16 protein-coding genes and 3 tRNA genes are annotated in these 19,960 nt (G+C 52.8%); 11 read left to right on the top strand and 8 right to left on the bottom strand.

The annotated features are described in order from the left end of the window. Window positions 1-465: 465 nt before the first annotated feature. Genes E1297_RS37160 through E1297_RS37145 form a run of 4 tightly spaced genes read left to right on the top strand, consistent with a single transcriptional unit; the run spans window position 466 to window position 7,759 of the window. Window positions 466-1,977 (top strand): ATP-binding protein, encoded by a 1,512-nt coding sequence (locus tag E1297_RS37160; protein ID WP_155147128.1) that lies wholly within the window; start codon window positions 466-468, stop codon window positions 1,975-1,977. Further along, on the top strand, window positions 1,974-4,712 hold the full coding sequence (locus tag E1297_RS37155; RefSeq protein WP_155147126.1) for a Z1 domain-containing protein: 2,739 nt from the start codon (window positions 1,974-1,976) through the stop codon (window positions 4,710-4,712). The genes E1297_RS37160 and E1297_RS37155 overlap by 4 nt, the downstream gene beginning before the upstream one ends. After that, on the top strand, window positions 4,684-5,664 hold the full coding sequence (locus E1297_RS37150) for a PD-(D/E)XK motif protein (protein WP_196223489.1): 981 nt from the start codon (window positions 4,684-4,686) through the stop codon (window positions 5,662-5,664). Before E1297_RS37155 ends, E1297_RS37150 begins: the two co-directional genes overlap by 29 nt. Next, window positions 5,657-7,759, top strand: coding sequence for an AIPR family protein (locus E1297_RS37145; RefSeq protein ID WP_155147122.1), 2,103 nt, complete (start codon window positions 5,657-5,659; stop codon window positions 7,757-7,759). Before E1297_RS37150 ends, E1297_RS37145 begins: the two co-directional genes overlap by 8 nt. 114 nt (window positions 7,760-7,873) lie before the next feature. Here the strand turns inward: E1297_RS37145 and E1297_RS37140 are convergent, their stop codons facing one another. Continuing rightward, complete coding sequence (locus tag E1297_RS37140) at window positions 7,874-9,367, bottom strand: DNA cytosine methyltransferase (protein ID WP_155147120.1); 1,494 nt, start codon at window positions 9,365-9,367, stop codon at window positions 7,874-7,876. A gap of 85 nt (window positions 9,368-9,452) precedes the next feature. On the opposite strand from E1297_RS37140, the gene E1297_RS37135 reads away from it, so the two are divergent. Further along, window positions 9,453-9,899, top strand: a complete 447-nt coding sequence (locus tag E1297_RS37135; protein WP_155147118.1) for a very short patch repair endonuclease — start codon at window positions 9,453-9,455, stop codon at window positions 9,897-9,899. Window positions 9,900-10,050: 151 nt separating this feature from the next. Here E1297_RS37135 and E1297_RS37130 read toward each other — a convergent pair. After that, a tRNA-Asn gene (locus tag E1297_RS37130) sits at window positions 10,051-10,125 on the bottom strand. 283 nt (window positions 10,126-10,408) lie between these two features. Here E1297_RS37130 and E1297_RS37125 point away from each other — a divergent pair. Then, on the top strand, window positions 10,409-11,299 hold the full coding sequence (locus tag E1297_RS37125) for a bifunctional 2-polyprenyl-6-hydroxyphenol methylase/3-demethylubiquinol 3-O-methyltransferase UbiG (protein ID WP_155147116.1): 891 nt from the start codon (window positions 10,409-10,411) through the stop codon (window positions 11,297-11,299). A gap of 150 nt (window positions 11,300-11,449) precedes the next feature. Here the strand turns inward: E1297_RS37125 and E1297_RS37120 are convergent. Continuing rightward, window positions 11,450-11,524: transfer RNA gene (locus E1297_RS37120), tRNA-Asn, on the bottom strand. Between the two features lie 76 nt (window positions 11,525-11,600). Continuing rightward, window positions 11,601-12,515: an MBL fold metallo-hydrolase gene (locus E1297_RS37115; RefSeq protein ID WP_155147115.1), complete on the bottom strand. Its 915-nt coding sequence runs from the start codon at window positions 12,513-12,515 to the stop codon at window positions 11,601-11,603. 44 nt (window positions 12,516-12,559) lie between these two features. Here E1297_RS37115 and E1297_RS37110 point away from each other — a divergent pair, with 44 nt between their 5' ends. Continuing rightward, a complete protein-coding gene (locus tag E1297_RS37110; RefSeq protein WP_155147113.1) occupies window positions 12,560-13,879 on the top strand; it encodes an ATP-binding protein in 1,320 nt (439 codons plus the stop codon). 2 nt (window positions 13,880-13,881) lie between these two features. Here the strand turns inward: E1297_RS37110 and E1297_RS37105 are convergent. After that, window positions 13,882-13,958, bottom strand: a tRNA-Ile gene (locus tag E1297_RS37105). Between the two features lie 106 nt (window positions 13,959-14,064). On the opposite strand from E1297_RS37105, the gene purM reads away from it, so the two are divergent. The 3 genes from purM to rnd all read left to right on the top strand — a co-directional run bounded on the left by purM (window position 14,065) and on the right by rnd (window position 16,977). Further along, window positions 14,065-15,111, top strand: coding sequence for a phosphoribosylformylglycinamidine cyclo-ligase (gene purM / locus E1297_RS37100; RefSeq protein ID WP_155147111.1), 1,047 nt, complete (start codon window positions 14,065-14,067; stop codon window positions 15,109-15,111). Next, window positions 15,108-15,704 carry a phosphoribosylglycinamide formyltransferase gene (gene purN / locus E1297_RS37095; protein ID WP_209016229.1) on the top strand — a complete coding sequence of 199 codons (597 nt, stop codon included), beginning with the start codon at window positions 15,108-15,110 and terminating at the stop codon, window positions 15,702-15,704. The genes purM and purN overlap by 4 nt, the downstream gene beginning before the upstream one ends. Before the next feature lie 115 nt (window positions 15,705-15,819). Next, window positions 15,820-16,977, top strand: a complete 1,158-nt coding sequence (rnd, locus tag E1297_RS37090; RefSeq protein ID WP_155147109.1) for a ribonuclease D — start codon at window positions 15,820-15,822, stop codon at window positions 16,975-16,977. Between the two features lie 8 nt (window positions 16,978-16,985). Here the strand turns inward: rnd and E1297_RS37085 are convergent, their stop codons facing one another. Further along, entirely contained in the window at window positions 16,986-17,510 is a 525-nt protein-coding gene (locus E1297_RS37085; protein ID WP_155147107.1) for a hypothetical protein, read from the bottom strand. Window positions 17,511-17,650: 140 nt separating this feature from the next. Between E1297_RS37085 and E1297_RS37080 the strand changes: the two genes are divergently transcribed. Continuing rightward, window positions 17,651-18,061 carry a SufE family protein gene (locus E1297_RS37080; RefSeq protein WP_155147105.1) on the top strand — a complete coding sequence of 137 codons (411 nt, stop codon included), beginning with the start codon at window positions 17,651-17,653 and terminating at the stop codon, window positions 18,059-18,061. 26 nt (window positions 18,062-18,087) lie between these two features. Here the strand turns inward: E1297_RS37080 and E1297_RS37075 are convergent, their stop codons facing one another. Together E1297_RS37075 and E1297_RS37070 are read right to left on the bottom strand one after the other, a co-directional pair. Next, window positions 18,088-18,759 carry a DUF1638 domain-containing protein gene (locus E1297_RS37075; protein WP_155147103.1) on the bottom strand — a complete coding sequence of 224 codons (672 nt, stop codon included), beginning with the start codon at window positions 18,757-18,759 and terminating at the stop codon, window positions 18,088-18,090. 77 nt (window positions 18,760-18,836) lie between these two features. Then, entirely contained in the window at window positions 18,837-19,871 is a 1,035-nt protein-coding gene (locus tag E1297_RS37070; protein ID WP_209016228.1) for a Hint domain-containing protein, read from the bottom strand. Between the last annotated feature and the right edge of the window lie 89 nt (window positions 19,872-19,960).

Genomic DNA, 19,960 nt, shown 5'->3' with positions numbered 1-19,960 from the left:
TTGTTCTGAGAGGCTGCGGTCTCTCGGTTGGGCGGGTTTTTGGTATGATTTTTCCTTGTTTGGGGCTTCGTGAAGATTGCCCAAACAAGGAAAAACAAATCCAAAACTCAGAGTTTTTGTTCAAAAAATTTAGTAAGTCGAGAAATTGCATTTCTGAGCTACCGAGCGTCGTCTTTCGGCCGTATTCGTCTGTGGGATGTGTGAGCACATTCCGGTTGGACCCCAATTGGTCTGCGCGACCAGTCTTCGATAGAGGTGATGACGCAGGAAAAAAATGCACCAAACACTTGAAGTTGGCAGAGATTCACAAAATGGTGGCGAATAAATGAAAGCAATTTGTTGATAGCAGTCACACATCAATAATGAACAACTTTACGGATAGTGAGGTGATTTGAATCAAACACTCACAATCGGTTCATCGATATCAACGGCGGAAGGGTGAGGCGAATTGCTCGCGATCGGTTCATGATTCAATTGGCAGAGAAAATGGTAGTGGTGGAGAAAAGACAGGCGGACGCAACACCCCATGCAGCATCCTTGATCGAGGGGATGCGTGACTTTGGATATACGCTTGAAACTGCGATGGCCGATATCATCGACAATTCCGTTACCGCCGGTGCGGCCAACGTCGAAATCTTGGCGGAAACCACAACTGATGAACCATGGATAGCAATCGTCGATGATGGTTCCGGCATGACAGAAACCGAACTGGTCGAAGCCATGCGACCTGGTTCCCGAAATCCTCTGGAAGAACGGGAAGGCCACGATCTTGGTCGGTTCGGCCTCGGACTGAAGAGCGCAAGTTTCTCGCAATGTCGGCAGTTGACTGTGATTTCCAGTAAAGACGGCATCGTCTCTGCTGCCACGTGGGATCTGGACAAGGTCGCCGCCACCAACGTCTGGAAAGTAGACCTCGAGGACGATCTTGCAGACATTCCTGGTACCTCTGATATTCCGGGAACAGGCACTATCGTTCTTTGGCGGAAACTCGACCGGCTTTCGACCAACTACCGGCACGATACTGCAAAGCGTGCAGGCGAGATCAACAAAGCCTTGTCGGGTGCAGAACGGCATCTACGCCTTTGCTTTCATCGTTTCATGGAGGGCAGCAAGCCAAAGCTTCGGTTGAAGCTGAATCGACGCATTCTTTCACCGATAGATCCATTTGCTACCGATCATAAGGCTACCCAACGAGACCCTGAAGAAGTCTTGCGGTTGGCACAGGGTGAGGTCGTCACTCAGTGTTTTACGTTGCCCCATCATAAGATGATGACGAAGTCGGCTTGGGAAGAACTCGGAGGACCTGAAGGGCATCTACGCACACAAGGGTTTTATATCTACAGGGAAAAACGGCTGATCATTGCCGGGAACTGGTTGGGCCTCGCAAGACAGACAGAGCTTACGAAACTGTCCCGTGTGAGAGTGGATATTCCGAACACGATGGACGCAGATTGGAAGATTGACGTGAAGAAGGCATCGGCTCAGATGCCGCCTGTTGTCAGGGAACGTCTTCGCAAGATCGTGGAACGGTTGCAAGGCACGTCCAAGCGGACATACCAGCGTCGGGGGCGAAAACTGGTGGCAGATGAAAACCTTCCGCTTTGGAACCGTGTTCTGAAGGACGGAAAGATCATCTATAGTCCGAACACGGAGCATCCTTCCATCACGGGCTTTGCACAGATTTTGCCCGAGGAGTTTCGAAATAGTTTTCGAGCTTGCATTTCGTTACTCGGATCAGGCCTTCCCGTCGCCGCGCTACACGCCGATATGCTTGGAAGCGCAGAAAACGTCGAAACCGATGAATCTGAATTCCAAGATCTCGCGGATATGGCGGAAGCGGCGATCAAGGAGCTTCGAAAGATCGGCATGTCTGGACCAGACGTAGTGCGAACTCTCTGCTCCACTGAACCATTTTTGAATCACAAGGTCTCCATTGCGCGCCTCGTTGAAGAAATATTGCAAGGAGACATTTCATGACCGCGCATCTTAGACATCTGGATGATGTCGTGTCCCAGTCATTGGCGCATGAGCGCAAGAGTGGAGACGATCTTCGCAGCTTCATCGCCACGATGAACACGGCATTGAATGTCAACGCGGAGCCTGATGCCCTTGAGCAGCTTGCGCGTGACATTGAAGAACGCTTCGGGATCACTATGGGGCTTGGCGCCATGGTGGATGATGAAAGTTTCAAGCCATGGCTGGATGATGCCAAGGCGAGCATCCAACCCTATTACTGGGATCGATACAAAAAGCTATTGCACAAGAACGGTCTACCGCAGGACGTTGTAACCACAACCGATGAGGTCACTGACAGGATTCTTGGGCGGCTTGGCAACCCCGGGCTCGCCGAACAATGGGATCGGCGTGGTATGGTTGTTGGCCACGTTCAGAGCGGTAAGACTGCCAACTATACCGGCCTTATTTGCAAGGCCGCGGACGCAGGCTACCGCCTGATCATTGTTATTGCCGGTATCCACAACAATCTGCGAAACCAGACCCAGGAACGGATCGATGAGGGTTTCATCGGGCGGGACACCGGAAGGCTTGCCACCCAGGGCAAGAAAGGCAGTCGAGCAATTGGTGTCGGTCTGTTCGATGACAGGCATGTCCCGGTGAGCCTCACAAACACCTTGTTCGACTTCAAGAAGGACACCGCTTCAACAAACACGAGCCAGATTGATTCCTACAAGGTACCCGTGGTCCTCGTAATCAAGAAAAACCACAATACCCTAAGGAATTTGCTCGACTGGCTGCGTGAGAACAGTGCTCGTGGCGACGATCTGATGATTGATCAGCCGATGCTCCTGATCGACGACGAAGCGGACAACGCCTCGATCAACACCAAATACTCCAAGGAGGAGATTACGAAGATCAACGGTCAAATCCGTGATCTCCTGAATCTGTTCCATCGCAGCTGCTATGTCGGGTACACGGCGACGCCGTTTGCAAATATCTTTGTTGATCCTGATCAGTATGATGACGCACTGAAAGAAGATTTGTTTCCCAAACACTTTATCGTCGGCCTTGATGCGCCAACGAATTACTTCGGACCGAGCAAGATTTTCATCGACGGCATTCCAGATGAGGGAGACCCTGTTTGGCTGCGGTACATAAGTGACAACGAAGACATCCTGCCAATCAAACACACGATCGATCAGCCGGTCGAAGAACTTCCTGTAAGTCTGAAGGAGGCTCTCCGCGCATTCCTGATTGCCCGAAGCATTCGAAACCTTCGTGGGCAGGCGGCATCACATTGTTCCATGCTGGTGAATGCCAGCCGTTTCACCAATGTCCAGGGTAGATTGCGAAATCGATTGCATGAGTATTTGACGGCAATCCTGGATTCTCTTCGGGTGAATGGTTCCCGAGGCTCTGATGGTTTGCGGGATCCGCTAATCTCTGCATTGCATGAAACTTGGCTGCGCGAATATGCCGACGCCGAACCTGATTGGGCGCGCATTCAGGCCGGGCTCTTGGAAGCCGTGGCAGCCGCGAAAGTTGTCGAAGTGAACAGCAGGGCCAACGGATTGGACTATTCGGGTGATACCTCAACCGGACAAACAGTGATTGCGGTTGGGGGGTTCTCCCTTTCTCGCGGCCTGACGCTCGAAGGCCTGACAGTAACTTGGTTCCTGCGAAACACCATGATGTATGACACGCTCATGCAGATGGGACGCTGGTTCGGGTATCGTGGTGGCTACGAAGATCTTTGTCGTATTTGGATGCCCTCAGAAGCCATCGACTGGTATGCGCATATTGCTGAGGCCAGCGAAGAATTGCACCTCGAACTCAAGAAGATGGAAAAGGCAAAGGCTACACCCGCCGACTTTGGCCTCGCGGTTCGCAGCCACCCGGCTTCCCTGCTCGTTACGGCGCGAAACAAAATTGGATCTGGCCAGAAGCATATAATGATAGGCCTTTCAAACGCTTGGGTAGAAACAGCCAAGATCAGTGCGAAATCAGACGATATTGCGGCTAACAAGGTTGCTGCGGAACGCCTTCTGCAGGATCTCGGTAGCCGAGGCTTTACAGAAGTTACTGCCGAGAAGGTAGCAGGCGGCTATTTGTTACGGGGTGTACCCGTTGGTCCGATTGACGAGTTCCTGCTTGGCTGGAGAAACCACGAGCAGGCATTCCTAACCCAGCCCGGACCAATTCGTGCCTACATCCGAGACCGAAAAGATGATGAGCTGGAAAAGTGGGATGTCCTCGTAACAAGCGTGTCGAGTGATGCTGAACCATTTACCTTGGCCGATTGGAGGCTTGGCCCACAGGTTCGTAGTGTCGGATACAAGGACCTTCAGGATCACGTCCTTTCAATGAGTGGTAAGCGGTCCCGCATTGCGTCACGGGGGGTAGAAAAGGTCGGCGTCGATCCCGAGAGGGCTAAGGATGCGGAGCTTCAATATCTGCGAGACCTGAAAGAGGACAAAAAAGCGGAGGGCAAACGTGTTTCCTTCCCGGACAGGATCTATCGCCAGGTGCGCGAAAAGCCGTTGTTTGTTCTTCATTCAGTCATGGTGCGCCCTCCGGAGGAAAAGGATCTGCCGTATCTGGATCGCCTGCCAGAAGATCCAGTTGTCGGTTGGAGTATAAGCCTTCCGCCTTCAAGCAAGCCGAATGCGCGAGTAGAATATATCATCAACACTGTGAAATTCCGTGAGCTTTTTGGAGCTGATGAGGATGATGAAGGGACTTGGGAAGATGACTGAGAGCCCATGGAAGAACCTCCAGGTTGGTGAAGCGCGTCGTGTCGATAGCCAAGGAAAGCATGATTTCTTTTGGATCAGGATGCCTGATAAGTCTCCGGGACTACTGTTGCGACTATCCGGCGACACGTCGGAGATACGACCGTTGCCAAAGCTGAAGCATGTTGGCGTCTTCTATCAGGTGGTTGATGGGCAGAACTGCTATTGTGTCACTTTGAGCGAAAGCGCCCATCTCGATTTGTTCGAAACGTTGTGTCGAGACGTGGTGAAAGCGGCCGAAGAAGCACCAGATCAGCAAAGCGCGTTGGCTCGAGCCGTGCTACGGACTCTAAGATGGCATCACCTTCTAAGAGGTGGGCGAAATCAGGGGTTGTCGCTTGAAGAACAAAGAGGGCTCGTTGCCGAACTCGCTTTCCTGCGAGAGCTTGTTCAACAGATCGGAGCGCTTGAAGCGGTGGAGGCCTGGAAGGGTCCTGATGAGAGCGCGAAAGACTTCGAACTTCCGGGAATGTTTTTCGAGGTCAAGGCAAGAAGGAGCGCTGCTCACCCGAAGGTGCGTATCTCCTCGGAAGCGCAGTTGATGGGCGTTGATGGTTCAAGCTTGTTTCTTCGTGTTCATGACGTGGACACTTCGCTCGCTTCCGAAGGTGAAAACCTTTTGGATCACGTCGAGCAAACTGCTCAGCTCTTCGATGGTGACATCATGGCTCTTGACCTTTGGGAACAACGCCTTGCGACCATTGGGTATGTGCCCGATCAGGTCGAGTTGGAAAGACGATGGCACCTCGGAGTAATTCGAACTTTTGAGGTTTTAGATGGTTTTCCAAGGTTGATACCGCCGATTCCACAGGGCGTTGACGAGGTTGAGTACACCATTCGCCTTGATGCTTGCTCGGATTTTGAAAGGGATTCTGTGCTGAATACCCTATTGAACAAGGACAGCGCAAATGTCTGATCTTGCAGAATTTCATCAGAATTTTATCGCCGACATTCAAGGCGATGCTGATGCATTGGGATTGTACACACAAGAAGCCTTCTTCGAGACCATCGGTGAAATCCTGACCGAAGCCGGCGAAATCGATCAATGCGATTACGCATACTTCCAAGGCAAGGGCAAACGAGGCGTCTTATTGGAAGTCACAGGATCAGGTGGAGATCCCCTCAACGCGGAAGGTATTCTGTCCCTAATTCTCTGCGATTTTAAGCTGTCATCTGATATTAGGGTGACTGATGCGACCTATCTCAAAAACCAATTCAAAAGATTGGTCGAATTTTTGAGGCAGGCGCGCAAGGAAGAGTTCAGGGACGAACTCGAGGAAACAAGCCTTGGGGCTGGCCTGGCCGATTTGATTAACACGCGCTGGAACACCATCGAGAAGGTCAAACTGATTTTCGTCACGAATTCCGACAATCGGGCCAAGGTCGATGCAATGCCTGCCGGAACTATCGATGAAAAGCCCGTAACCTATAACGTGTGGGACTTGAAACGCCTACAAGCCTACATGGAACAAGGTAAGGCTCGGGCCGACTTGACCATCAATTTCGCTGCAGATTTTGGTGGCGGCATTCCAGTTCTCAAGGCGTCGGGCTCGGATGCAGCACTCGAAAGTTACATCGCTGTGATCCCTGGTGAACAACTCGCTCAGATCTACGATAAATGGGGTCCTCGCCTTTTAGAATCAAACGTACGAAGCTTTCTTCAAGCAAGGGGCAACGTTAATCGTGGGATCAGGAAGACCATCGTTGAAGAACCTCACATGTTCCTTGCATACAACAATGGACTCGCTGCGACTGCCGAGGCAGTTGAACTCGATCAAACCGAAGATGGCCTTATCATTACGCGGGCAGACAACCTTCAGATTGTCAACGGTGGTCAAACTACAGCCTCAATTCATGCTGCACGCAAAACGGCTGGAGAAGGTATTAAGGAAATCTTCGTTCAGATGAAGTTGAACGTTGTTCCACCGATCCTTTCAGACACTGTGGTGCCGCGGATCTCAGAGTATGCCAACAGCCAGAACAAGGTGAATGCAGCAGACTTCTTCGCCAACCATCCGTTCCACGTGAAGATCGAGGAGCTGTCGAGGAAGATCTTGGCACCGCCCGGGGAGGAAGGCTACCGCGACACCAAATGGTTCTACGAACGAGCTCGCGGCCAATATGCCGATCAGCGAGGTAAGCTATCGGTTTCCGAACGCAAAAAGTGGGATGCTGAGTTCCCACGCAAACAGTTTTTCACAAAGACTGACCTTGCCAAGTTTGAGAATTCTTGGGCAGGCAAGCCTGACGATGTTTCCAAAGGGGCGCAGAAGAACTTTGCGGTTTTCGCCAAGACCATCGAGAAAGTGTGGGGTCGAAATGGTGATCGCGTCAACGAAGCTTGGTTTCGGCATTTGATTTCAAAAGCGATCATCTTCAGGAAGATGGAGAAACTTGTTTCGGTTCAGGATTGGTATGAAGGCGGTTACCGCGCTAACATCGTCACCTACGCCATAGCAAAGGTCGCGCATGATGTGAGGGAGCAGGAGCAGGTGGTTGATCTTGGCCGGATCTGGCGATTGCAAGATGTCCCTACGGCTCTCGAGGGCGCATTGCTGGTTGCTGGTGCAGAAGCCCAGCATTTGATTACCAATCCACCGGATGGCGTTCGGAACATGAGTGAATGGGCCAAAAAGCAGGCGTGTTGGGAGCGGTTTCGAAAGCGCGAGCTGTCCTATCCTGACGAATTCTCCGAGATACTTGTCGATCCTGAGGAAGAGAAAACCGAAGACCGCGAGATCACTGAAGATGAAAACCTTACGAAAGGCGTAGAAGCACAGACGAAAGTCTTTGAATTGGGTGCACCTTTTTGGGCTGAGGCGAAGGCTTGGGGCCGCGCCCACAAGCTGCTTTCGCCATCGGAGTTTGGGGTGATGGATGTGTGTTCAAAGATGCCAACGAGGTTACCCACCGAAAAGCAAACGCTATTTGCGCTCGAAGTACTCAAGAAGCTGAAAGAAAATGGTTTCTCAGTGGAAAATGAAACGCAGGTTCATGATGAAGTTTCATAGAGGAAGCACAGAAAACTGCATTGCGTGCCCAGTTTGCTCTTTAGTATGCAGTGCTTCATTCAAGTACAGCTCCTTCTAAGTTACTGCAACGCACATACCTTCTGAAGAGTTCTATCAATCGAGCAGCTTGCGCACCGCCTTTGCGATTTGCCATGCGAGGTAGGGGGGGACCGCATTGCCGACCTGATGATACTGCTTGGTTCGAGGGCCACAAAAAACGTAGTTGTCTGGAAACGTCTGGAGACGCGCTGCTTCTCGAACCGTCAATGAACGGCACTGCATCGGATCCGGGTGGATGAAATAGTGCCCGTCTTTAGAAATATGGCTGGTGATCGTTGTCGATGGTCGGTTGCCCACTTGAGTACGGAACCGGTCAGCAAATTTCCCTGTACTTCGGTTGCGATGCAACGGTTGGAGAAATTCCGGAAACTCGGCAAGTTTAGGGGTTTTGCCGAAAGCCCTGCTGAACGTTGAAGAGAATAGATACCGTCCGAGGTCACCCGGGATGTGGCCGCGTGTTTCATGCTGTAGCAAGGCTTTGAGGCGGTCGTCGGAAAACCAGCCCCGCAAATGATGGGGCATTCCGTTTGGCTGTTGCTTGCTTCTGCAGATGCGCTGGAAAGGCAATTCGTTAGCCTTTTCAACCGCGCGTGCGGTTTCCCTTACTTGTGCCGGTACAGCTTCGGAGGATGCAATCGCTGACGCTTGTTCCCGAAGCGCGTTCTGCCAAGCTTCGACCGTGTCGCCTTTGCTCAAGCCGCTTCGCAAGCTTGGAATGTCGCCGATCGCCTGTTCTACGCTGACAGGAGTCTGAAGTTGACCAAGAAGCGGTTCTTCGAGATGCAATCCGGCTGCAATGTCTTTACGGATGCCGAAGACGATCACTCGATGGCGGGCCTGAGGTACTCCATGATCTTCTGCTCTGACGAGAAAGTCTTTGGCAGGGGCGCGAGTGCCATCCTTAGGTGTTGTTTTCGACAAAGGGAGGAGGAGATAACCATCTCCAGCGGCCTCGAGATCGTCCAGAACACGGCTGAAAATGCCACCGCCGTCTACCTTGCTTGATAGCATTCCTTTGACGTTCTCCATGACGAAGGCAGCCGGGCGAAGCCTATGAAGAATGCGGACATACTCGCGGTAGAGGTAGTGCCTGTGATCATCCTCAAGGACGTAGTTTGCCTTGCCCGAATTTCTGGATCGACCCGCAAGCGAATAAGCCTGACAGGGAGGTCCCCCAATCAAAATTGTATTGCCGTTGTAAGCTTCACGAGCCCTATCAAGCTCGATCGCCAGTTCTTCGAAGACGCCTTCTTCTCCGAGTACCCTTTGCCTGACCTCGTTCTGAGCATGTTTCCAATTTGTCGGATACAGTTCGGCCCAATTTGGTAGGGCATCGCCGGAATTCAGGGCGTTGTAATACTCAATCGGAAAACTTGGAAACGATCTTAGAAACGCACGTAGGCGTAACGTCTCTACAGCATAATCATCCATTTCCACCGAAAGACGGATTTTCATGGGCTTATCGGAATCGCGACCAGCCCGGGAAAACCCTTCTCCCAGCCCCCCGGGGCCGGCGAACAAATCTATGATGGCAAACTCTTTGGTCATGCGTAACCTCTTGATAAAGGCCTTGTACCAGGTTTCGAGTTGCGCGGAAGCTCGAATTCGTCGCTGAAAGTGTTATGTCAGGATCATGACGGACATAGTCGACGTTCAGACACGATCCCGAATGATGTCAAACATTCGGAGTAGGAACACGAAACCGGAGGTGAGCCTCAGGCAAACACTGCATCGAGAAGGGTTTCGCTTTCGGATAAATGTGCGAGGTTTGCCCGGCTCACCGGATATCGTTTTACCGAAGTGGCAAACAGTGGTGCTCGTGCACGGGTGCTTCTGGCACCAACATCCTGGTTGTTCCAAGGCAACAGTGCCTAATACCAATACTGAGTTCTGGAGCCAAAAGTTTGAGGCCAACAGACGAAGAGATGTGAAGGTGCTTGAGCAGTTGCACGCACTTGGTTGGCGCACGGCGATAGTTTGGGAGTGTGCGATTACACCCCGTATGGGAGAAGAGTTGGTCCACCAGCTTGGAGAGTTCGTTCGCGGGGCAGGGGGGCAACATATGGAGTTTGGTTCATAGGTGCAAACAGGGATCTTCCAACGTATGTCTGCAACATGCTTTGCGTTTTACCGAAGCCGCCAGTCGGGTTCATTGAACCTGAGAGCAAATGATGAAACTTTAGTATCGCTCAGCAAAAATAGCCTTAAAGACTTGACCTAAATTGTTTTTTTGGCTCCGGCGGTAGGGATCGAACCTACGACCAATTGATTAACAGTCAACTGCTCTACCGCTGAGCTACGCCGGAACGGTTCGCGCCGTATAGCAATCTGGTTCTGACACGTCCAGAGGGGGATCGAGTTTTTTGAGTGAAAATTTCGCGTATGTTTGGTGCTGCGAATAGACTGCGATACGTTTGGAATGCAATTGGCTGAGAATCGAACCCCTCGGCACTAAACAAAGGAGTGTTCGCAGTATCTCGGCATACGGTTTCCGGGTCACCAAGCTTTCGACCACGATATCATTGCCAAAAGCAAGTCCGGAAACTGCGGTCCATTAAACCTTCATTTATCAAGCCCAAATTAGCAAGAATGAAAGAAGATATGCAGATACATTCGTCATTTGAACATTTGTCTACTCATATGCAAAACGTTGAGAACTTGGGGGATCTGAGTTCACTTCCTGATGCCTTCGACGCCATCAGACCTCTTGGACTTGAGGATTTTGGGGCAATTCTCTGGGCCATGCCGGATCAGAAATTTCCAAAACTCTCTGAGGCCCTGCCGACGATGGCAACCGAAGATGTTCAGAACTTATGGACCGGTGCATCCGGCTTTCGTTTGCTGGAGCAAAGTCTGAGTTTCGTGCGAGCCTGTGCCGCAAGCTATGCGAGCGCGCAGAACCGAGGCTTGGCGGGCCAGAAGATTCTGGATTTTGGCTGCGGATACGGTCGATTTCTCAGGTTGTTTTCCTACTTCTCAGACGAAGTCTATGGTGTGGATCCGTGGGATAAGTCTATCGAGCAATGCCAGGCTGCGGGCTTTGGCGACAGGGTTAAGCTTTCGGAGGCAGTCCCCGAAGACCTTCCGTTTGATGGACCGTTTGAGTTCATTTTCGCATTTTCAGTATTTACCCATCTCAGCGAATCAAGCACCCACGCATGTTTGAATGCGCTACGTGCCGTTGCTGCAGATGACGCCTTGTTCATGCTTACTTTGCGACCGATCGAATTCTGGGACGTTGCAATGGCAGGACATACCCATCTCAACTCTGATCCGAAGAAAATGAAGCAGTGCATTAAGGATCATCGCGAAAATGGCTTTGCCTACTATTGTACTGACCAGGTGACGAGTCCGAATTATGGCGACACATCGATTTCGATGGAATGGCTTGCCAACAATTTGTCTGGGTGGGAGGTGGTTTCGGTCGACCGCTCTCTGAAAGATCCCTACCAACGCTACGTTATGTTACGCGCGATCTGATCTTGATGCGCGGGCACGCAACGGATGTACTCGTAGGCGGTGACCCGACATAAGTTGAGCCCTAATACAGAGCACGGTTCACCAATTTAGAGGCATCCGGTTTGCAGGATATGCCGCTGCTAACACTAAGGTGTTTTAATATGCAGAAATTGGCTCCGGCGGTAGGGATCGAACCTACGACCAATTGATTAACAGTCAACTGCTCTACCGCTGAGCTACGCCGGAACTGAGGGGCGTATAACAACCCGAATTTTCGGCGTCCAGAGGGGAAGCGCGCAGATTTGAAAATTTTTTGTCCACTTCACACCAGTCGTTTGAAAACCGCGTCAGAGGCCAGTGTTCCAATTGGGCTCACCAAAGATCTGCCTGTCAAATCAACGAGATGGGCAAATACGTTTCGTTCGGCTGCAGGAAGTAGGGCAGCAGGCGTGTCGGTATAGATCCGCTCGGCCAGTTGTCGTGCGGTTCCCTGAGCCTGCCCCAAGGCTTCCAGAATTTGTGCTTCACGACTAAGCCGGTGTTGAATCAACCAATCCAACCGATCAGAAGGGTCGGAGATGGGAGCTCCATGGCCGGCGTGAAAAACCGACCATTTGCGTGCACGCAGCCTGTGACAGGCGTTCATGAAATCTGTCAGATCTCCATCAGGAGGTGAAACCAGAGAACTTGCCCACCCCATAACGTGATCGGCGGTAAAGCAGGTGTCACCCCAAGCTAACGCGATGTGGTTACCCAGATGGCCCGGTGTGTGAATCACCTCCAGACTCCAACCGTTGCCTTCAACGGTTTCTCTGTCAGCAAGCTCAATATCGGGCCGAAAATCCGTATCAATACCTTCGCCACCTCCGGCGAGACCTTGTTCGGCTAGTATAGTCATGACTTCACTTCGACCTGCCTGTGGCCCGCCGAAAGCCAGAACCGGTGCGCCGGTACGAGCAGCCAGCGGTGCAGCAAGTGGTGAATGGTCCAGATGGCTGTGGGTCACAAGGATATGGCTTATCTTCTGCCCCGGCTGCAACGCGTTGAGAATCGCATCCATGTGCGCGTCATCGAGTGGGCCGGGATCGATGACCGCGATGTCCTGTTCACCCAACAAGTAGGTATTTGTACCGCGAAATGTCATCGGTGACGGGTTGGGGGCCACAATACGTCTGAGACCCGGTTGCAATTCGACTGCAAGACCATGAGGCGGATTGAAATCATTGGGCAATTGCATTCTGTACTCTTCCTCTTGCCGGAGCAGCCCGCTAGGTTTAGCGCATGTCCGCACGATGGCTCAAACCCTATATGCCGCGCAGCCTGTATGCCCGGGCCGCGCTGATTCTGGCTCTGCCGGTGATCGTCGTCCTGCTGGTCGTCGCGATTGCCTTTCTGCAAAAACATCTGGAGGACGTGACCGGTCAGATGGTGCGGACCGCCTCTCGTGAAGTGAACTTGATCCTTGATGTGATGCGGGGAACCGAAAGTCAGCAGCAAGCAATCGCTGCGGCGCGCCCCGATTTGTCGGCCCTGCAAATGAGGGCTCAATTTCTTGATCCAAATGAGCAGCCGGTTAGTGGTTATGGTCGCTGGTACGATTTCATCGCACCTCAGATCGAAAAGGAATTGGATGAACTGGTTCCGGGCATTCAAGCTGTTGCTCTGCCCAACAGTCAGGACGCCAAACTTTTCATTGCGACTCATCTCGGAGTTTTAGAGCTGACATTTGATCGACGCAGGCTGTCGCCTGCAGCTCCGCATCAGTTGATCGTTACGATGTTGTTTTTTGCGATCCTGATGACCTCGATCTCATTTCTCTATATGCGAAACCAGCTTCGGCCGATCACGCGGCTGGCCAAAGCGGCGCAAGCATTCGGGCGTGGGCGGATCGTTCCCTATTCACCTAGCGGAGCAGTCGAGGTCAGGGCAGCCGGAAGCGCGTTTCTGGATATGCGGGCGCGAATTGAACGACAGATCGAACAGCGTACCCGGATGCTTTCCGGGGTCAGTCACGATCTGCGAACGCCACTGACGCGGCTAAAGCTGGGACTGGCGATGATGCCCGAAGAGGAAGCCGCGCCGTTGCTGCGAGACGTGAATGAGATGCAGTCGTTGCTGGATGCATTTTTGGATTTTTCACGCGGAGCGTCTGAAAGTGAGCCCGAAGAAGTCGACGCCGAAGTGCTTGTGTCTCAGATCGTGCGTGATGCCAACCGCGCGGGCTATGATGTCGAACTGGTGTCGACCGAAGGGCAGGGGCTGTCAATGTTGCGTCCGGTTTCGATTCGTCGCGCTCTTGAGAATCTGATCGGAAACGCGGTGCGCTACGGCAACCGGGCAGAGGTTAGCCTGTCCCTGACGCCAAAGTCATTGCGAATCCGTGTGGAAGACGATGGGCCCGGTATTCCGCCTGAGCAGCGTACAGAGGCGGTTAAACCGTTTTCACGCCTTGATCCGGCCAGAAATCAGAATCAGGGCACCGGCGTTGGGCTCGGGCTGGCAATTGTTGCAGACATCGCCCGTGCACATGGCGGAACGCTGCGCTTGGCAAAAAGCGAGCGTATGGGCGGATTGTGTGCAGATATCATCATTGGGCGGTGATTTGGTAGGCCCGGAGGGACTCGAACCCCCAACCAAAGCGTTATGAGCGCTCTGCTCTAACCAATTGAGCTACAGGCCCGCCTGAGCGCCTTGGGTACCACGATGAATGCCCGCGTCAAGCCTGACCGTTGCAACAGAGCGCACAATCGACTAACCCGCGCAAAAGCACTCATGAGGGAAATGCCATGACAGCGGGCAAGAACGGCATCACATATGCCGATGCGGGCGTCGATATCGATGCAGGAAACGCTTTGGTCGACCGGATCAAGCCTGCGGCAAAGAGGACGAACCGTCCTGGCGTGATGAGCGGGCTGGGCGGTTTCGGAGCGCTGTTCGATCTCAAAGCTGCGGGATATGAAGACCCGATTCTGGTGGGCGCTACAGATGGTGTCGGCACCAAGCTGCGAATTGCCATCGATACAGGTGTCGTCGACGGGGTTGGTATTGATCTGGTTGCGATGTGCGTCAACGACCTGATTTGTCAGGGTGCCGAGCCTCTGTTCTTTCTGGACTATTTTGCGACAGGCAAACTCGACACAGACACCGCGGCACGGATCATCGAAGGTATCGCCGAAGGCTGTGCGCAATCTGGCTGTGCTCTGATCGGTGGCGAAACCGCCGAAATGCCCGGTATGTATCCTGATGGTGACTTCGATCTGGCCGGATTCTCTGTTGGCGCGATGGAGCGTGGGGCAGATCTTCCAGATGGCGTCGAGCCGGGCGATGTTCTACTGGGACTGGCCTCAAACGGAGTGCACTCGAACGGGTATTCTCTTGTCCGCAAACTGGTCGAACTGTCGGGTCTTGGCTGGGACGCAGATTCGCCGTTCAGTGACGGATCACTTGGCGAAGCTCTGCTGACCCCAACGCGTCTTTACGTTAAACCCGCGCTTGCAGCGATCCGGGCAGGGGGCGTGCACGCGCTGGCCCATATCACCGGGGGCGGTTTGACGGAAAACCTGCCTCGTGTCCTGCCCGAGGGGCTGGGTGCAGAGATTGATCTAAACGCATGGGATTTGCCGCCGGTCTTTAAATGGATGGCCGAAACTGGTGGAATTGTCGAAGCGGAAATGCTCAAGACCTTCAACTGCGGCATCGGCATGATCGTCGTCTGCGCTGCAGATAAGGCCGATGATCTGGTAGCATTGCTGTCTGACGCGGGTGAAACGGTTTCCCGACTTGGTACGGTAACAGAAACAGCAGGTGTTGCGTATTCGGGCCAGCTGTTGTGAGCCACAAGCGCGTTGCAATCCTGATTTCAGGGGGTGGTTCCAACATGGTGTCGCTGGTCGACAGCATGATCGGGGATCACCCTGCACGTCCTTGTTTGGTTCTGGCAAATGATGCGACTGCGGGTGGATTGCAGAAGGCAGCGGATCGAGGTGTCCAGACCGCCGTCGTGGATCATCGCCCGTTCAAAGGAGACCGCGCCGCATTCGAAGCTGAATTGCTGAAACCTATCCTTGATGTACAACCGGATGTAGTCTGCCTTGCGGGTTTCATGCGTGTTCTTACCGGCGATTTCGTTTCACAGTTTCAGGGACGGATGCTGAACATCCACCCGTCGCTGTTGCCCAAATACAAGGGTTTGAACACCCACGCGCGTGTAATTGAAGCGGGCGATGCCGAACATGGATGCACTGTGCATGAGGTGACGGCTGCACTGGATGACGGCCCGATATTGGGGCAGGCGAGAGTGCCAATTGAGATTGGCGATACACCTGAAACTTTGGCTGGCCGAGTGCTGGGTTGCGAGCATCAACTCTATCCTGCTGTCTTGCGGCGCTTTGTGTGTGGCGACAAGACACCTGTTCTGCTGCCCTAAGAAGTTCTGGGTGATTTACACTCGCCCGTTATTCGGCCTATTGTCGCCCGTATCGCTCGGGACGAGGATATTTTAACGGGCATATACAAGAACAAGAGCAAGAATAGTACGGCGCATGAAAACCCTGACGACGACGACAGAGCTGGCTGAATTCTGCAAGTCCGCTGCTGAATATCCCTATATCACAGTAGATACTGAGTTCCTGCGCGAACGCACCTATTATTCAAAGCTCTGCCTGGTTCAACTTGCGGTTCCATCTGAAGACGAAGACAGCGCAGTTCTGGTCGACCCTCTGGCCGAGGATATGTCGCTGGAACCGCTTTATGAGTTGTTCAAAAACGAAAACGTCGTAAAGGTTTTTCACGCTGCGCGTCAGGACCTTGAAATATTCTGGGTCGAAGCCCAGGTGTTTCCCAAACCGCTGTTTGACACACAGGTTGCCGCAATGGTGTGCGGCTTTGGTGAACAGGTTGGTTACGAGACACTGGTCCGGAAAATCTGCAAGCAGGGGTTGGATAAAACCTCCCGCTTTACCGACTGGTCGCGCCGTCCTCTGAGCGACGCTCAAAAAACCTATGCGCTGGCAGACGTAACACATCTGCGCCGGATCTATGAATTTCTGGCCGCCGAGTTGCAAAAAACCAATCGTAACCATTGGGTGGCTGAAGAACTTTGTATTCTGACGGATTCGGCCACTTACGATGTGCGCCCCGAGGAAGCCTGGCGTCGGGTCAAGACACGCACAAACTCGGCGAAATTTCTGGCTGTCGTTAAAGAGCTTGCTGAGTTTCGTGAGGCCTATGCCCAGCAAAACAATGTCCCACGCAGCAGGGTCTTTAAAGACGATGCTCTGATTGAACTGGCGTCAACCAAACCCAAGTCGCCCTCTGATTTGGGTGGTTCCCGCTTGCTTCTGCGAGAAGCGCGCAAGGGCGCGATTGCTGAGGGTATTCTGAAGGCAGTAAAGCAGGGCGTCCAGTGCCCGGCCGATCAACTGCCAAAGCTGGATAACAGTCGGGACAAGTTGAAGGTTAATCCGGCACTTGCCGATTTGCTGCGCGTATTGCTGAAATCCAAAACCGAAAGCTCGGGCGTGGCTGCAAAACTGATTGCAACAAGCTCTGACCTCGATCAGATCGCAGCTGGTGAACGGGACGTTCCGGCAATGTCAGGTTGGCGTTTTGAAGTATTTGGTGAAGACGCCCTGAAACTTTGCGAAGGCAAGATCGCGCTGGCGGCCAAAGGTCAGGTCGTGCGCGTCGTGGCGCTGTGACGCCGCAATTAGCGGCGTCGTGATTCCAAGGCGTTCTGCTGGCCGACAACACGGACGAGGCGAATCCCTTCGAGATCCTGAAGGCTTACGGTGGCTGCATCCGAGACCATGCGGGATTGCACCGTACCTTGTTGGGTCGAGTATTTTGGGTAATTCACGCGGAACATAAATTCGAGAATTCCGTTCCTACGGTTCTCTTCAGAATCCACCAGACGAAGATGCGCATTATAAGCGCCCTGTCGAACAGCCGTCCCAGCAGAATAGATGATCGCACCGGTCGGCGTCGGATCAATCCGCAGTTCATCGATGGTTGCGATGAGAATGCTGGTATCTTCATCCTCTTTTTTTGCAAAGAGTCCAGTACCACTGCTTTGCTTTGGCACGAGGGCGTCGGCTGCATCAGGTGATGTGTTGACGGGGGCAGGTGTGCTGCTGCCAAACCAGTTAGTGGGGTTTACCCTCGAGTTGCGCCAGCTGTTGCAGGCGGACAGGGTTAACGTGGCAACCAGAAGAACGGAAAGAGTTTTTTGCATGGCCCCAGAGCTTTGAGCAATATTACGTGCATTGGGTTAGCGCAAAATCGATGGCTTGAAAAGCCACGCTTGGGGCTGGACAGCAGCGTATCAGCGACATAGGTCACGAACTGTGATCAAAACCTAAGGAGTGCCGCAGTATGGCAACGCCTGCCTTTGAAGAAATCGTCGATGATTTCGAGTTTTTGGAGGACTGGGAAGACCGGTACCGCCATGTCATCGAGCAAGGTAAAGCCATGGAGCCTCTCGAAGATGCGCTAAAAGTCCCTGCGACCAAGGTTAACGGGTGTGCCAGTCAGGTCTGGCTGCATCCCATGATTAATGCAGGTAGATTTCGTTTCGATGGCGATAGTGACGCCTTGATCGTGCGTGGCCTGATAGCGGTTCTTCGTGCCCTTTATAATGATCTTCCCGTGGCAGACGTGCCGAAAGTCGATGCAGGTGCGGAGCTTGCTAGGTTGGGATTGAACGAACACCTGTCTGCGCAACGATCAAATGGGTTGCGTGCGATGGTTGATCGTATCCGGGACGTGGCACGCGAAAACGCCTGACTACCATGAGCTTAGGGCGCTTCGGTTCAGCTTGAGGGACGTGTGCCCTTGGCCCAGCCTGTAAGCGTTGTTTCCAGATCCCCATAACCGGTAAAGCGACGCTCGAACTCAAGCCCCATGCGTTCAGCACATTTCTGAGCTCGTTGCGTTAACACCGGGTCATCCACCTGAGCTTGGTAGATCAGCTTGGTGTAATTGCCAAAATACATTTCGCGTAGTTCCGGGTGCCGATCCAGACCCAGAGGTTTCCAAACGAAGGCATCGAATTGTCGGGCCAGAAAGTCAGTTAGGTAGAACGCCGTGGTTTCATCATCGCCACGCTCCGCAAACGCCTGATTTCCTTCGAAGAAGGAATAGCAATGCGGTCCCTGAACCATCTCGACACCCAGCCGTTCGCAGGCCTGCTGAAGCAGACCGCCAGTGCCACAGTCCGCATAGACAACAAAAATCTTGTCATAGTCATCACGGTGCTTGGCGACCGCATCTTCGACGGCTTGGGTAATGCGCTCTGGGTAGACATGCAGAATGGCAGGCAAACAGGTCAGCGCCATATGTTCCCAGCCGTTGCGCTCTTTTAGATCAAGAATCTCACGCGCAAGCGCACCGCAGGCGATCAGCAAAATACGCTGCTGCGTATCTTCGCTGACATAGCCTTGTGTCGTCAGGCTCTCATCATCTGGCAGGTCTGTCGATTGCATGGTCCGTTTCCCGGTCGAGGCTGTACCAGAAGACGATCTTTGGCGAATTAGGGCAAGCCCCGTTCCGACATCTCGCGTCAGGCCACCGACGCGCGCGTTTCAAACGCGCTCAGGGACGGTCGAGCTGACGGACCATAAGAGGCAAGCCCTTGTGTCGAAAGTTCAGGGAATAGAGACAATATCTCTTGTCGAGCGTCATTTTCCAGACTGTTCCAACTCATTACACCCGGATGGAAGCTCTCGCTTGGGCAGCCTTCTGCCCAAACAATTTCATGCTGGTCGAACATGAGGTGATAGTAAGTGACCAAGCCACCCGTCTTGAGGATAACGGACTCTCCATCAAGCAGCTGTTTTGCAGGCGCTAAAGCTTCGGAATAACCGGTGTTCAGTTCCACACGCCAATCGCTGATGAGCATTCGGTGTTGTTGCGATACCAGCAAATCGCGTCGGTTACCCATCGTTCCTTTTTTGATCAAAACAGGAGAGAATGGTCCTTTGGCACGTACGGTACGACGGCCGATCCAACGTATGGGCTGCATGTCATGATCGAGCGTCTGGACCATGTCTCCAACCTGCAACTTCTCAACCGGAACTTCCCCCTGATTGGTTTCGATCTGGGTTCCCAGCGTGAAACAGGTCACCAGGTCCCAGCTTTCACGGCTGCCAGTCAGACCCGAAAAGTTGTTTCCATTCAGGCTGTTGAAGGTGATCGATCTGATCCCGCCGGCTTCGAGCGTTGCCTGATCGGCATTGTCCGAGAATTCAGGCATCAGATACGTATTGCCATTGGTATCTTGAGCCACAACAGCGGTTATGTTTGCTGTTGTTCCATCAATATAGGTGATCGTCGCATTGTAGATCGATGTGCCATCAAAGGTCTGGGCCGGCCCGCCGTCGATCGAAAACTGCTCCGGTGGAGAGTTATCCATTTCATAGACGGTCCCGGAGAGGCTGACCGGGCTCCATGTCACAGCATTATTCAGAAGGGCATTGCCAGGTCCACCAAATGTCTGACCAACCAATGCTGACGCGTTTTCGGCAATATTATTGCCTTCAACGGTATCAATATCTGCAAGAACGCCAAGCGAGATAGCTGTAAATGTAGTGGGCACGGTAACCTCGAAACTAAAGTAACGCCTTGTACTAAATAATCTCCTGAAATTTTGTAAAGATGTTTTTTAAGGGGAAATCTTTACTCTCG

Source organism: Roseibium sp. RKSG952, from assembly GCF_009711355.1.
The sequence above is the reverse complement of the archived record's forward strand: the minus strand, read 5'-3'. Positions and strand labels throughout refer to the sequence as shown.